The following is a 15,336-nucleotide window of genomic DNA, read 5'->3' on the forward strand; positions in this document are numbered from 1 at the left end:
CCTGCAGTGGGTAATCGGCTCGATACTCTCCAACATCGACAGCGTTCCGACCTGACCGACACCCAGCCTCGCGTCGCATCCGTTGAAGACGGCGGCGCCACAGACCCCGCGATTCGTTTCGTTGTCCTGTCTCTCCTGGCGGTCGATGGGGTTTTGTCCGCACTAGCCGGGGCCCTGCTGCTGCCCTCCTATATCGGGACGGTTCCGTTTCCTATCAGCGGATTGATTTCCGGGTTGGTCAATGCGGCCCTGGTGTGGGCCGCGGGGCGATGGACCCGCTCGCCCCGGTTGGCGGCGCTGCCGCTGTGGACGTGGCTGCTGACGGTGGCGGTGATCAGCATGGGCGGACCGGCCGACGACGTCATCCTGGGTGGTCGCGGCCTGATGGCCTACGGGGCCCTGCTGCTGTTGGTGTTCGGTGTCGTGCCGCCGGTCTGGGTGCTGTGGCGGCGGGGCCACAGCGGTTGATCACGGACCGCGGTGGGTGGACATTTCGGCCGGGATGTCGCCCGCTTGCGCCCGCGGGTGTGGGTCTACTGTTGACTGTTGCCCATACGGGACCCGCCATTGGGTGCCACGATTTCACATGTTGGGACGCACGGATGAAATTCGATCGTGGGGAAGTTACACGAAGGTGCTGTTGACTCCGGGCGAGGAGCCTACCGCTTTGCCTGATCCACAGATTCCGGCGAAGGCCAGTGCGTCGAAGGCCGATGCGTCGGCGCTGCGACGGGTATTGCGGCGGGCCCGAGATGGCGTTGCACTGAACATCGACGAGGCGGCGGTCGCGATGACCGCGCGTGGTGCGGATCTGGCCGACCTGTGCGCCAGCGCGGCGCGGGTGCGCGACGCGGGCCTGGAGTCGGCCGGGCGGCGCGGCTCCGGCGGCGGGCTGCCGATTACGTACTCGCGCAAGGTCTTTATCCCGGTCACCCACCTGTGCCGCGACAGTTGTCATTACTGCACATTCGTCACCGTGCCGGGCAAGCTGCGCGCGCAGGGCGCCGGCATGTACCTCGAGCCCGACGAGATCCTCGACATCGCCCGCCGTGGCGGCGAACTCGGTTGCAAGGAAGCGCTGTTCACGCTGGGGGATCGGCCCGAAGACCGCTGGCCGGAGGCGCGTGAGTGGCTCGGTCAACGCGGCTACGATTCGACGCTGTCTTACGTGCGGGCGATGGCGATCCGGGTGCTCGAGGAGACCGGGTTGTTGCCGCACCTGAACCCCGGTGTGATGAGTTGGTCGGAAATGGCCCGGCTCAAGCCGGTGGCGCCGTCGATGGGCATGATGCTCGAGACGACGTCGCGGCGGCTGTTCGAAACGAAAGGGCTTGCGCACTATGGCAGCCCGGACAAAGACCCGGCGGTCCGGTTGCGCGCGTTGACCGATGCCGGCCGGCTCTCGATTCCGTTCACCACCGGCCTGCTGGTCGGCATCGGCGAGACACTCGCCGAACGCGCCGACACCTTGCACGCGATTCGTAAGTCGCACAAGGAGTTCGGCCATGTGCAAGAGGTGATCGTGCAGAACTTCCGGGCCAAGGAACACACCGCCATGGCCACGGTCCCCGACGCCGGCATCGAGGATTACCTGGCGACCGTGGCGGTGGCGCGGCTGGTGCTCGGCCCCGGGATGCGCATCCAGGCGCCGCCGAACCTGGTCTCGCGTGACGAGTGCCTGGCGCTGGTGGGCGCCGGAGTCGACGACTGGGGCGGTGTCTCGCCGCTCACGCCCGACCACGTCAACCCGGAACGGCCATGGCCGGCACTGGACGAATTGGCCGCCGTCACCGCCGAAGCCGGCTACGAGCTGGTCCAGCGGCTGACCGCGCAGCCCAAATACGTGCAGGGCGGCGCGGCGTGGATCGACCCGCGGGTGCAGGGGCACGTGACGGCACTGGCGGATCCGGCGACCGGTCTGGCCCGCGACGTCAACCCGGTGGGCTTGCCGTGGCAGGAGCCCGACGACGTCGGTTCGGTGGGGCGGGTGGACCTGAACGCGGCGATCGACAGCGAGGGCCGCAACACCGACACCCGCAGCGATATCGACAGTGCGTTCGGCGACTGGGAATCAATCCGGGCGCACGTAAACGAACTGGCCGCGCGCGCCCCCGAACGCATCGACACCGATGTGCTCGCCGCGCTGCGCTCGGCCGAACGCGACCCCGCCGGGTGTAGCGACAGCGAATACCTGTCACTGGCCACCGCCGACGGTCCCGCCCTGGAAGCGGTTGCGGCACTGGCGGATTCGTTACGTCGTGACACCGTCGGTGACGACGTGACGTTCGTGGTCAACCGCAACATCAACTTCACCAACATCTGCTACACCGGATGCCGGTTCTGCGCGTTCGCGCAGCGCAAGGGCGACGCCGACGCGTATTCGCTGTCCACCGACGAGGTCGCCGACCGCGCCTGGGAGGCGCACGTCGAGGGCGCCACCGAGGTGTGCATGCAGGGCGGCATCGATCCCGAGCTGCCGGTCACCGGCTACGCCGACCTGGTCCGGGCCGTCAAGGCTCGGGTGCCGTCGATGCACGTGCACGCGTTCTCTCCGATGGAGATCGCCAACGGTGTGACCAAGAGCGGGTTGAGCGTTCGCGACTGGCTCACCAGCCTGCGCGAGGCGGGCCTGGACACCATCCCCGGCACCGCCGCCGAGATCCTGGACGACGAAGTGCGTTGGGTGCTGACCAAGGGCAAGTTGCCGACGTCGATGTGGATCGAGATCGTCACCACCGCGCACGAGGTGGGGCTGCGTTCCTCGTCGACCATGATGTACGGCCACGTCGACAGCCCGCGGCACTGGGTGGGCCACCTCAACGTGCTGCGCGACATCCAGGACCGCACCGGCGGTTTCACCGAGTTCGTGCCGCTGCCGTTCGTGCACCAGAGTTCGCCGCTGTATCTGGCCGGCGCGGCCCGGCCCGGGCCGACCCACCGGGACAACCGAGCCGTCCACGCGCTGGCACGAATCATGTTGCACGGCCGCATTTCCCAGATCCAGACCAGTTGGGTCAAACTCGGTGTCGAGCGCACGCAGGTGATGCTGGGCGGCGGCGCCAACGACCTGGGTGGCACGCTGATGGAAGAGACCATCTCGCGGATGGCCGGTTCCGAACACGGGTCGGCCAAGACGGTGGCCGAACTGACCGCGATCGCCGAGGGCATCGGGCGACCCGCACGCCAGCGCACCACCGACTACACGACGTTGGCCGCGTAGCCGCTTGCCGGCCGGCCGCGGCGGGTACCCCGAGGCCGTGACGCGACGAGTGGACGACGATCGGTTTCCGGAGTGGCGGCCCTTCGTGGATGCCGTGCAACGCAGCGGCCCGGACGCCGGCACCTGGTGTGAGGCCTGGACGGTGCGCGACATCGTCGTCCATCAGGCCGGGAACGCCGAAGAACTCGCCCGGGTGCTCGGCGGGCACCTAGCCGGGGAACCCGTCGCCACGCGCGGCTTCGCGGAGCGCGAAGACCCGCTGCGCGCCTTGAACGACACCGACCTGTGGGACGCGCTGCTGGACCGCATGGCCGCCCTCAACGAGGTCGCGGCGGCGGCGGACGGGGCGCCCGCCGACACCGATGTCGCCTGGACCGGCCGCACCATGAAGGTGCCCTGGTTCGCCGAGCACATGCGCGAAGAACTCGTCCTGCACGGCTGGGACATCACCGGGGACGAACCCGCGGCCCAGGCGAGACTGGCCGAACCGTGGATGACAACGCACAGCGTGCTCGCCGTCGGCAGGCCGCTGCTGGCCAAAGGTGCCAGTCGGCTGCAGGCCGGAGAACGGATCGACGCCCGGCTGCGGGCCGAGCGTACCGACGACGTCGTGGTGACGGCCGATGCGGACGGGTTCACCATCGGGTTCGCCGAACCAGAGGGTCCTGCCACCCTGGAGACCGACCCGGCCGCGCGGGTGCTGCTGCTGTGGGGGCGCAAGCCCGCCGACCCAGCGCGCATTCGCAGCCGCGTCGGACCGGAAACGTTAGGGCGCGTGCGCTGCCTGCTCGGTGGCTACTGAACCGCTTCTCGCGAAGCGACCGGCTCAGTAGTTGTTACAGGTGACCGCGACCTCGTTGATGGTGGCGTAGTACTTCTGCGCCGACGGCATGGCCTGAATCTGCTGGGCCATCTGCTGACGCTTCGGCGGCGGCGCGGCCAGGAAGTTGCGGATGTAGGACTGCGCCACGGGCGACGAGTTCAGCTGCTGGGCAGCTGCCGGGTCGGTCGCGTTGAGCGCGGCAATCACCTGTCCGTAGTTGCAGGTGGTGTTGATGATCGCGTCCGTGGGGTCGGCGGATGCGATGCCGGCCGCGGCGGTCAACGCCACTGCCGCGCTGCCAACCGCAACGCCCAATTTGCTCAACGACACCCTCATGTGTGGACACCTTCCCCAGTTAATGCACCGCTCTTTACGGCGAGAAAATCTGCCCAGCGGTTGCCGTCCTTCGATCGAGATTACCAGGCCCCGCGAGCGTGCTTGCAACGCAACAGATAACGAAGCCTACCGCTAGGCCATGACTCTGTGCAGGTCAGCGCGTTGGTCGCAATGTTCGCCCTCGGCGAAACGGGGGTCGCGCGCGGGCTCCGAGACTGTCAGTCTTAAATCGGTATTTCGACGGGCGCGCCAAATGGTTGACCTGTATCTGCAACGTCTAGTATCAGTAACCGAAAGCTTCACCGGGAGAGGTCGGACGCGCCGGTGCGAGCTGAACAGCAGCCCACATTGAGTAGTACATGGAGGAGACGTCTGTGACGTACACGATCGCCGAACCCTGTGTCGACATCAAGGACAAGGCGTGTATCGAAGAGTGCCCGGTCGACTGCATTTACGAAGGCGCCCGGATGCTCTACATCCATCCCGACGAATGCGTCGACTGCGGCGCGTGCGAGCCGGTCTGCCCCGTCGAAGCGATTTACTACGAAGACGACGTGCCGGACCAGTGGAGCCAGTACACGCAGATCAACGCCGACTTCTTCGCCGAGCTCGGGTCGCCCGGCGGCGCGGCCAAGGTCGGCATGACCGAGAACGACCCGCAGGTGGTCAAGGACCTGCCGCCGCAGGGCGAAGGCGACTGAGCGACCCGGTGCCATACCAGCTCAAGAAGCGGCGGCCGGCCGTGTCGGCCTCCCTGCCGGAGTTTCCCTGGGACACGCTGGCCGGCGCGAAAGCGCAGGCCAGCGCCCACCCCGACGGGATCGTCGACCTCTCCGTCGGCACCCCGGTCGACCCGGTGGCCCCAGTGATCCAGGAGGCGCTGGCCGCGGCCGGTTCGGCGTCAGGGTATCCGGCCACCGCGGGCACCGCCCGGCTGCGCGAGGCGGCGGTCGCCGCCCTGGCCCGCCGGTTCGGCGTCACCGGGCTGGCCGAGGCCAACGTGCTCCCGGTGATCGGCAGCAAGGAGCTCATCGCGTGGCTGCCGACGTTGTTGGGTCTGGGCTCCGCGGACCTGATCGTGGTGCCCGAGCTGGCGTACCCGACCTATGACGTCGGGGCGCGGCTGGCCGGGGCGCGGGTGCTGCGGGCGGATTCGCTGACCCAGCTGGGTCCGCAATCGCCGACGCTGTATTACCTGAACTCCCCGAGCAATCCGACCGGGCGGGTCCTGGGCGTCGACCACCTGCGCAAGGTGGTCGGATGGGCCCGCGACCGGGGCTGCCTGGTGGCCTCCGACGAGTGCTACCTCGGGTTGGGCTGGGAAGCCCAACCGCTGTCGATCCTGCATCCCTCGGTCTGCGACGGCGACCACACCGGGCTGCTCGCGATCCACTCCCTGTCGAAGAGCTCCTCGCTGGCCGGGTATCGGGCCGGCTTCGTCGCCGGCGATTCCGATCTCATCGCCGAGCTGCTCGCCGTGCGCAAGCACGCCGGAATGATGGTGCCGACGCCGGTGCAGGCGGCCATGGTGGCCGCCCTCGACGACGACGCCCACGAGCTGCAACAGCGGCAGCGCTACGAGCGGCGTCGAGCCGGCCTGTTGCCGGCGCTGCGGGCGGCCGGCTTCACGGTCGACTACTCCGAAGCCGGGCTCTATCTCTGGGCCACCCGCGGCGAGTCCTGCCACGACAGCGTCGCCTGGCTGGCGCAGCGCGGCATCCTGGTGGCCCCCGGCGATTTCTACGGCCCGCGCGGCGCACAGCACGTGCGCGTCGCGCTGACGGCCAGCGATGAGCGGATCGCCGCCGCGGTGCGCCGGCTCGCCTAGCCCGGCGACGATGCGCGCCGCCCCGCGGCGCGAGGAGGAGGCGGTCGATCTTGCCTAGCCCGGCTTCTCTGGTCATCCGCACTGCGCGCCGCCCCGACGCGGCCCGAACGTGCACAATGCTTCGGAGGCGTTTCACGTTCTTGAACCTCGGGTAAGGACGGTGCTTGTGACCAGTTCGACCGGCAAGCTGCGCATCCCGCTCTCGGTCGGGGACGTCGCCAAGCGTGTGTTCCTGGGAAAGCCGCTGATCACCGAGGACATCGCGTCGGAGAAGTTGTCCAATGGCGTTGCGCTGGGGGCGCTTTCGCCGGACGCGGTGTCATCGGTCGCCTACGGTCCCGAGCAGATCCTGATCGAACTGCTGCCGCACGCCGGGCTGGCGGCGTTCCTGCTGTTGCTTCCCATCACCGGCGTCATCCTGCTCATCCTGGTGTTGGTGGCCGCCTCCTACCGGCAGGTGGTGATGGCCTACACCCGGGCCGGCGGCTCCTACATCGTCGCGCGCGACAACTTCGGCCCCCGCGTCGCGCAGATCGCCGCCGCGGCGCTGCTGATCGACTACGTGGTGACCGTCGCGGTGCAATCGGCGGCCGGGACGGTCGCGGTGGTCTCGGCGGTCCCCGCGTTGGGGCCCTACAGCCTGGCGATCACGGTCGGCGTGGTGCTCATCATCTGCTACGCCAACCTGCGTGGATTGCGGGAAGCGGGAATGCCGTTCGCGGTGGCGACCTACTCGTTCATCGCCATGGTCGGGCTGACCATCGTGGTCGGCGTCGCACGCGCCATCGGCGGGGGTTTGCCGGTCTACGACCCCGCGCACATGGCCGGCGCCGTGCCCGTCAATCAGGGCAACGGGTTGGTGCTGGGCGCGACGATCCTGGTGTTGTTGCGCGCCTTCGCCAACGGCGGTTCGTCGCTGACCGGGGTCGAGGCCATCTCCAACACGGTCGACTATTTCCGAAAGCCCCAGGGCCGCAACGCCCGTCGGGTGCTCACCGCGATGGCCTGCATCCTGGGTTTCCTGCTCGCCGGTGTCGCCTACCTCGCCCACGTCACGCACGCCACGCCGTATTTGACCGAATATCCGTCGGTCCTGTCGCAGATCGGTCGCGCGGTCTACGGCAACGGCATGGTCGGTGACGTGTTCTACGTGTTGGTCCAGGCCTCGACGGCGGCCATCTTGTTCACCGGCGCGAACACCAGCTTCAACGGCTTCCCGGCCTTGGCCAGCTTCGTCGCCGAAGACCGCTTCCTGCCGCGACAGCTGACGAAACGCGGTCACCGCCTGGTGTTTTCGAACGGCATCATCACGCTGACCACGCTGTCGGTGGCGCTGCTGGTGGTGACCGGCGGCTCGGTCAACGCGCTGGTTCCCTTCTACGCGATCGGCGTGTTCACCGGGTTCTCGATGGCCGGCTACGGCATGACCAAACACCACGTGACGCATCGCGAGCCGGGATGGCGGCACCGGTTGGCCATCAACCTGTCCGCGGCGATCCTGTCGACGGTCGTGGTGGGCATCTTCGCGGTGGCGAAGTTCACCGAGGGCGCCTGGTTGGTGGTCGTCGTGTTCCCGGTGCTGGTGTTCGTGCTGACACGCCTGAACCGCGAATACCGGGCAGAGGCAGCCATTCTCGAGATGTTCCGCAGCGATCGCCCGGAACTGGTGAAGTACGCGCGGCACAAGGTGCTGGTTTTTGTCGACTCGGTCGACCTCGCGGTGATCGAGGCGTTGCGGTACGGCCGGGGCCTGCGGGCCGACGAACTCGTTGCCGTGCACTTCATGGTCGACCCGGCCCACGCCACGCAACTGCGAAAGCGTTGGGACCACTTCGCTCTCGACACTCCGCTCCGGATCGTGGACTGCCCCGACCGGCGGATCAGCAGATCCGCGCAGTTGCTGGTCGCCAAGGCCCGCGACGAGCAGCCGAACACCAACGTGACGGTCCTGTTGCCGCGCCGCACATTCGCGCGGCTGTTGGGACGGCTGTTGCACGACCGGACCGCGGACAAGGTCGCCCAGGCCGTCAGCCTCATCCCCGACGCCGCCGCGACGATCGTGCCCTACGACGTGGAATCGCGGATCAGGGAGGCCTACCCGGACTCGTTCGAACAGCGCATCTCCCAGGAGATCGACAAGATCCAGGCCTGGGTCTCCCAGGACGAAGACCAGAAGGTCGAGGCCTACGAACATCCCGAACGGCCATCGTCGCTGATCATGGTGGCCGGCCTGATCTCCGGACAACGCGCCACCATCGAAGGACGCGTCAGCGAGGTCGAGGACCTCGCCGACCGCGGCCGAACCCGACGGCAGATCGTCGTGGGCGACAGCAGCGGGGAGATCACCGTGACCTTCCGCCCCGGACGCGGGGGCGCCGACATCCGGCCCGGGCAGCTGTTGCGGATCAGCGGCAAGGCCCGCCAGGCCGGTCAGCGTTCCCTCTCGATGGTCGATCCGGCGTATCAGGTCATCGAGGATCCGGCGCAGGAGGCCGAGTCCGGTGCCGCCGAACAAGCCGACCAGTCTTAGTACCTCCGCCGACCCGTCTGACACGCGAACGCCCCGCCGGGTGAAACACACTGCGAGGCAAGGTGTTCCGATACGTCGGCTGCGACGCGCCCGCCCCACGAGGTGGCTTTGCGGTACCGCGGACGAAATTGTTTAATCCCGCTAACCGACGTGGCCCCGCTAGGTAAACTGACGCCTGCACAATTACGCCCGACCACGTGAGAAAACGGTGCGCCCCGATGCTCACGGGCGGTTGGGCGAGAAGAGGGGACTGCACTTTGCGTGCCGCGAACGCCACACCTGTGGCCGTCATCGGGATGGCCTGCCGGCTTCCCGGGGGGATCGATTCCCCGCAGGGCCTTTGGGAGGCGTTGCTGCGCGGCGACGACTTCGTTGGCGAGATCCCCGACGACCGGTGGGACGCGGACCTGTTCTACGACCCCGAGCCGGGCGTGCCCGGCCGGTCGGTGACCCGGTGGGGGGCGTTCCTCGACGACGTCGGGGGCTTCGACTGCGATTTCTTCGGGATGACCGAACGTGAGGCGATCGCGGTCGACCCGCAACACCGCCTGCTGCTGGAAACGTCGTGGGACGCCGTCGAGCACGCCGGGCTCGCCCCCGGATCGCTGGCCCAAACGCAGACCGGCGTGTTCGTCGGGCTGACACATGGCGACTACGAACTCCTGTCCGCCGACTGCGGCGCCGTCGAAGGGCCGTACGGATTCACCGGCACCAGCAACAGCTTCGCGTCCGGACGCATCGCCTACGCGCTGGGGTTGCACGGCCCGGCGGTCACGGTGGACACGGCGTGCTCGTCCGGGCTGATGGCTATCCACCAAGCGTGCGGCAGCCTGGACAGCGGCGAAAGCGACCTCGCCCTGGCCGGTGGTGTGGTGGTGACCTTGGAACCGCGGAAATCCGTTTCCGGTTCCCTGCAGGGCATGTTGTCCCCGACCGGCCGCTGCCACGCCTTCGACGTGCAGGCCGACGGCTTCGTGTCCGGCGAGGGCTGCGTCATGCTGCTGCTCAAGCCGCTCGAGGACGCGCAGCGCGACGGCGATCGCATCTTGGCGGTACTGCGCGGCACGGCGGCCAACCAGGACGGCCGCACCGTGAACATCGCGGCGCCCTCGGAAACGGCGCAGATCGCCGTTTACCGAAAGGCGTTGGGCGTGGCGGGCGTCGACCCGACCATGATCGGTTACGTCGAGGCGCACGGCACCGGTACCCCGGTCGGCGACCCGATCGAATTCTCCAGCCTGGCGGCGGTGTACGGCACCGCCGGGCCCTGTGTGCTGGGGTCGGTGAAGACCAACTTCGGCCACATGCAGTCGACGTCGGGGCCGCTGGGGCTGATGAAGGCCATCCTCGCGTTGCAACACGGCGTGGTGCCGCAAAATCTGCACTTCACTCGGCTGCCCGATGAGATGGCCCGGATCAAGACGGATCTGTTTGTGCCGCAGGAGAATACACCGTGGCCCAACGGCCCACACCCGCGCCGCGCCGCGGTGTCGTCCTACGGGATGTCGGGCACCAACGTGCACGCCATCGTGGAGCAGGCGCCGGCAGAAGCTCCCACCCGCGCGCCCGATGACCCGGCCGCACCCGGAACCGGTGGGCCACAGCTGTTTCCCCTGTCGTCCACGTCGGCTGAGCAGCTGCGAGTCGCCGCCGCCCGGCTCGCGACGTGGGTCGACGAGCAGCGCCGTGCCGTTCCCGACGGCAGCGCCGTCCTGCGTGATCTCGGCTACACCCTGTCGCGCCGCCGCGCGCATCGGCCGGTGCGGACGGTGGTCTGCGCGAACAGCTTTGACGATTTGAGCGCCGGCCTGCGCGCGGTCGCCGACAGCGACATTCCGTACGAGCCGACCGTGGGACAAGACGACCGCGGGCCGGTGTGGGTGTTCTCCGGCCAGGGTTCGCAATGGTCGCGGATGGGCGTCGAACTGCTGGCCAAGGAGCCCGTGTTCGCCGCGACGATCGCCACCATCGAGCCGTTGATCGCCGGCGAATCGGGGTTTTCGGTGACCCAGGCCATGACGGCGCCGGAGACGGTGACCGGCATCGACAGAGTCCAGCCGACGATCTTCGCCATGCAGGTCGCGCTCGCCGAGACCATGAAGTCCTACGGGGCGCGCCCGGGTGGTGTCATCGGTCACTCGCTCGGCGAATCCGCGGCGGCCGTGGTCGCCGGCGGGTTGTCGCTCGCCGACGGTGTCAAGGTCATCTGCCGCAGGTCACGGCTGATGGCGCGGGTCGCCGGCAGCGGCGCCATGGCTTCGGTGGAACTGCCGGGCCAGCAAGTGCTTTCGGAGCTGTCCATCCGCGGAATCTCCGATGTCGTGCTCTCCGTGGTCGCCTCGCCGACATCGACCGTCGTCGGCGGCGATGCCCAGGCAATCCGCGACCTGGTCGCGGCCTGGCAGGAGCAGGACGTGATGGCACGCGAGGTGGCGGTGGACGTCGCCTCGCATTCACCGCAGGTGGAGCCGATCCTCGACGAGCTGGTCGAGGTCCTCGCGGATCTGCAGCCGGCGGCACCCGAGGTTCCGTACTACTCCGCCACCCTGTGGGACCCGCGCGAACGGGCCTCCTTCAGCGCCGACTACTGGGCCGAAAACCTGCGTTACACGGTGCGATTCGCGGCGGCCGTGCAAGCCGCCCTCAAAGACGGGTTCCGCGTCTTCGGTGAGCTGTCGCCGCATCCGCTACTCACCCACGCTGTCGAGCAGAACGCCACCAGCCTGGACATGCCCATCGCCGCGCTCGCGGCCATGCGTCGCGAACAGGAACTGCCAGTTGGCATGCGCGGCTTCGTCGCCGACGTGCACAGCGCCGGCGCGCTGGTCGACTTCTCCGTCCAATATCCCAGTGGGCGCCTGGTGGACGCACCGCTGCCGACATGGACGCATCGCCGGCTGCTGCTGCGCCGCGAGTCGGCGGAGCGGACGCACGGAGCCTCGCTCCAGGCCGTTCACCCGCTGCTCGGGGCCCACGTGCATCTGCGCGAGGAGCCCGAGCGCCACGTGTGGCAAGGCGAGGTCGGCACCGACGCCCACCCCTGGCTCGCCGACCACCAAATCCACGGAGTCGCAGCGTTTCCCGGCGCCGCCTACTGCGAGATGGCGCTCGCGGCCGCCGCCGCGGCGCTCGGCGAACGCGCCGAGGTGCGCGACGTCACGTTCGAGCAGACGCTGTTGCTGGCCAACCACACGGCGGCCTCCGCCACGGCCACGGTCACCGCGCCGGGGGTCCTCGACTTCACGGTGGTCACGCACGAGGAGGGCGAACGCGTCCGCCGGGCCACCGCCGTCCTGCACGTTGCCGCCGAAGGTGCGGAATCCCAACCGCCCGCACACGACCTGGACACGCTGATCGCCGACCACCCGTCCCGCATGGAGGGGGCAGAGTTGCGAAAGGCCTTCGACGCCATCGGCATTCAGTACGGCCCCGCGTTTTCGGGTCTGTCCGCCGTGCTGGTCGGCGACGGGGGCACCACGACGGTGCTCGCGGAAGTCGCGCTGCCGGGGGCGATCCGATCGCAGCAGTCGGCCTACTGCTCACACCCTGCTCTGCTCGACGCCTGCTTCCAGTCGGTGATCGTCGCACCGGAGGTGCAACAGGCCGGCGACGGCGGTCTGTTGTTGCCGGTGGGGGTGCGCCGACTGCGCAACTACCACTCGACGCGCAACGCGCAGTACTGCCTCGCCCGGGTCACCTCCTCGCGCCCCGGCGAGTGCGAGGCCGACGTCGACGTGCTGGACCAATCCGGCACGGTGCTGCTGACTGTCGAGGGCCTACGGCTGGCCGGTGGCACTTCGGAGCGCGAACACGCCCACCGGCTGCTCAACGAGCGGTTGTTGACCATCGAATGGGAACCCCGCGAACTGCCCGAGCCGGTGCAGAGCGGGCAAGGATCCTGGCTTGTGCTCGGTGCCTCCGACGGTCACGACCGGTTGCTTGCGCAACTCGACGATGCCCTGAATTCCGATGGGGCGCAATGCACCACGGTGTCGCTGTCCGTCGGATCGGTGGACACCGCGCAGTTGCGTTCGCTGCTGTCCGGCGATGGCCAGACCGCGGCGACCCTCAAGGGGCTGGCCGGTGTCGTCGTGGTGACAGGGGCCGCTGACGATCGCTCCGGCGGCCCACGGGCCCTACGGCGCGGCCGGGACTACGTGTCACACCTGGCGACCATCGCCCGCGAGCTCTCGGAGCTTCCCGGGGAATCGCCGCGATTGTTCGTGGTGACCCGTAACGCCGCGAGTGCGACCGCCGGCGACGTGCCGAACCTGGCGCAGGGTGGGCTGCGCGGACTGATGCGGGTGATCGACTCGGAGCACCCGCACCTGAGCGTCACCCAGATCGACATCGATGACGACACCGGGCCGGAAAAGCTTGTGCTGCAATTGAAGAGCGGCTCGGAGGAAGACGAGACCGCCTGGCGCGACGGCTACTGGTACACCGCACGGCTGCGGCCCGGTCCGCTTCGTCCGGGCGAGCGGCGCACCACCGTCGTCGATCACGGGAGTGACGGCATGCGGCTGCACATCCGCACGCCCGGTGACCTGGAATCGCTGGAGTTCACCGCGTTCGACCGGGTTCCCCCCGGACCCGGCGAGATCGAGGTGGCGGTCGCCTCATCCACCATCAACTTCGCCGATATACTGGTGGCGTTCGGGCGCTATCCGACGTTCGAGGGTTACCAGCAGCAGTTGGGCGGCGACTTCGCCGGCGTGGTGACCGCCGTCGGGCCGGGCGTCACCGACCACGCGGTCGGCGACCGCGTCGGCGGCATATCCCGGCACGGCTGCTGGGGCACGTTCGTCGTCGCCGACGCCCGCCACGCGGTCACCCTGCCCGCCGAGGTGCCGCTGGAAGACGCCGCCGCGGTGGCGACCGCGGCGGCGACCGCCTGGTACGGCCTGCACGACCTGGCCCGCATCGCACCGACGGACAAGGTCCTGATCCACTCCGGCACCGGCGGCGTCGGGCAGGCGGCCATTGCGATCGCCCGGGCCGTGGGCTGTGAGGTCTTCGCGACCGCGGGCAGCGCGCAGCGCCGGCAACTGTTGCGCGACATGGGCATCGAACACGTCTACGACTCGCGCAGCACGGAGTTCGCCGACCAGATCCGCCGCGACACCGACGGGTACGGCGTCGACGTGGTGCTCAACTCGCTGCCCGGGGCGGCGCAGCGCGCGGGCATCGAACTGCTGGCGCTCGGCGGGCGGTTCGTCGAGCTGGGCAAGCGCGACATCTACGGCGACAGCCGGCTCGGGATGTTCCCGTTCCGCCGCAACCTCTCGCTGTTCGCCGTCGACCTGGCGCTGCTGACCTTCAGCCACCCGGACACCGTTCGGCGCTTATTGACCACGGTGTACCAGCGCACCGCGGCGGGGGAATTGCCGTTGCCGCGCAGCACGCGGTTTCCGATCCACGACGCGGCCGCCGCGGTGCGCCTGGTCGCCTCGGCCGGGCACACCGGCAAGGTGGTGCTCGACGTGCCGCGCGCGGGCAGCAGTGTGGCCGCGGTGCCCCCGGAGAACGTCCGGCCGTTCCGCGCCGACGGCGCCTACATCATCACGGGCGGGATCGGCGGGCTGGGTCTGTTCCTGGCCGGGGAAATGGCGTCGCGCGGTGGCGCAGCGGGTTGTGGCCGGATCGTGCTCAACTCCCGCTCGCAACCCAACGAGCAAGCGCGCCAAGCCATTGAGCGCCTTCGCGCGGCGGGGGCCGATATCGCGGTGGAGTGCGGTGACATCGCCGAGCCGCGGACGGCCGAGCGCCTGGTGGCGAGCGCGACGGCCACCGGGCTGGCGGTGCGGGGGGTAGTGCACGCAGCGGCCGTTGTCGAGGACGCCACGCTGGCGAACGTCACCGATGGGCTCATCGACCGGTGCTGGGCACCAAAGGCGCACGGCGCGTGGAACCTTCACCACGCCACCGTGGATGAGCCGCTGGATTGGTTCTGTAACTTCTCGTCGGCCGCCGCGCTGGTAGGTTCGCCGGGACAGGGCGCCTACGCCGCTGCCAACAGCTGGCTGGACACATTCGCTTATTGGCGTCGCGCTCAGGGCCTGCCGACCACCGCGATCGCGTGGGGGCCATGGTCAGAGGTCGGCCGCGCCACGGCCCTGGCCGAAGGCGCCGGCATGGCGATCAAACCGGCCGAGGGTTTCCGCGCATTCGAGACGCTGCTGCGCTACGACCGCCCCTACTCCGGCTACGCGCCGATCATGGGCACGCCGTGGTTGACCTCCTTCGCGCAACGCAGCCGCTTCGCCGAAGCGTTCGGATCGGTGGGGCAGGGCAATCCGGACACGGGCAGGTTCCTCGCCGAGCTGCAGGCGTTGCCGCGCGAGGAATGGCCGTCGGCGATCCGGCGGCTGGTATCCGGCCAAATCAGCCTATTGCTGCGGCGCACAATCGATCCGGATCGCCCGCTATCCGACTATGGCCTGGATTCGCTGGGGAACCTGGAGCTGCGGACCCGCATCGAAACCGAGACGGGCGTGCGCATCAGCCCCACCAAGATCACCACCGTCCGCGGTTTGGCGGACCACTTATGCGACGAGCTCGCCGGGTTGGAAGCGGCGCCGTCAGCGTCCTGACTCGCG

At 69.0% G+C, this 15,336-nt stretch carries 8 protein-coding genes; 7 read left to right on the plus strand and 1 reads right to left on the minus strand.

Annotated elements, in window-relative coordinates; all coding sequences use genetic code 11:
* Window positions 1–6 precede the first annotated feature (6 nt).
* The 3 genes from G6N26_RS23855 (at window position 7) to G6N26_RS23865 (ending at window position 4,022) form a co-directional block, all read left to right on the plus strand.
* A complete protein-coding gene (locus G6N26_RS23855; protein ID WP_067176892.1) occupies window positions 7–468 on the plus strand; it encodes a hypothetical protein in 462 nt (153 codons plus the stop codon).
* Window positions 469–586: 118 nt separating this feature from the next.
* Window positions 587–3,220, plus strand: coding sequence for a bifunctional FO biosynthesis protein CofGH (locus tag G6N26_RS23860; protein WP_083017065.1), 2,634 nt, complete (start codon window positions 587–589; stop codon window positions 3,218–3,220).
* Window positions 3,221–3,257: 37 nt separating this feature from the next.
* Window positions 3,258–4,022: a maleylpyruvate isomerase N-terminal domain-containing protein gene (locus G6N26_RS23865; protein ID WP_083017063.1), complete on the plus strand. Its 765-nt coding sequence runs from the start codon at window positions 3,258–3,260 to the stop codon at window positions 4,020–4,022.
* A gap of 24 nt (window positions 4,023–4,046) precedes the next feature.
* Here the strand turns inward: G6N26_RS23865 and G6N26_RS23870 are convergent, their stop codons facing one another.
* The gene (locus G6N26_RS23870) at window positions 4,047–4,379 is read right to left on the minus strand and encodes a hemophore-related protein (RefSeq protein WP_067176886.1); all 333 of its coding nucleotides are present in this window, start codon (window positions 4,377–4,379) and stop codon (window positions 4,047–4,049) included.
* 374 nt (window positions 4,380–4,753) lie between these two features.
* Between G6N26_RS23870 and fdxA the strand changes: the two genes are divergently transcribed.
* The 4 genes from fdxA to pks2 all read left to right on the plus strand — a co-directional run bounded on the left by fdxA (window position 4,754) and on the right by pks2 (window position 15,330).
* On the plus strand, window positions 4,754–5,080 hold the full coding sequence (gene fdxA, locus G6N26_RS23875; RefSeq protein WP_007773662.1) for a ferredoxin: 327 nt from the start codon (window positions 4,754–4,756) through the stop codon (window positions 5,078–5,080).
* 41 nt (window positions 5,081–5,121) lie between these two features.
* Window positions 5,122–6,207 (plus strand): succinyldiaminopimelate transaminase, encoded by a 1,086-nt coding sequence (gene dapC, locus G6N26_RS23880; RefSeq protein WP_095578126.1) that lies wholly within the window; start codon window positions 5,122–5,124, stop codon window positions 6,205–6,207.
* A 166-nt stretch (window positions 6,208–6,373) separates the two neighbouring features.
* Window positions 6,374–8,737: an APC family permease gene (locus G6N26_RS23885; RefSeq protein ID WP_083016893.1), complete on the plus strand. Its 2,364-nt coding sequence runs from the start codon at window positions 6,374–6,376 to the stop codon at window positions 8,735–8,737.
* A 257-nt stretch (window positions 8,738–8,994) separates the two neighbouring features.
* On the plus strand, window positions 8,995–15,330 hold the full coding sequence (pks2, locus tag G6N26_RS23890; protein WP_083016890.1) for a sulfolipid-1 biosynthesis phthioceranic/hydroxyphthioceranic acid synthase: 6,336 nt from the start codon (window positions 8,995–8,997) through the stop codon (window positions 15,328–15,330).
* Window positions 15,331–15,336 lie beyond the last annotated feature (6 nt).

Source organism: Mycobacterium marseillense, from assembly GCF_010731675.1.
GTDB classification, from domain to species: domain Bacteria; phylum Actinomycetota; class Actinomycetes; order Mycobacteriales; family Mycobacteriaceae; genus Mycobacterium; species Mycobacterium marseillense.

What these genes read in the sequence shown, in the direction of transcription:
- G6N26_RS23860 (WP_083017065.1), top strand. Translation starts at nt 587, where the DNA reads ATGTTGGGACGCACGGATGAAATTCGATCGTGGGGAAGTTACACGAAG.
- G6N26_RS23870 (WP_067176886.1), bottom strand. Translation starts at nt 4,379, where the DNA reads ATGAGGGTGTCGTTGAGCAAATTGGGCGTTGCGGTTGGCAGCGCGGCA.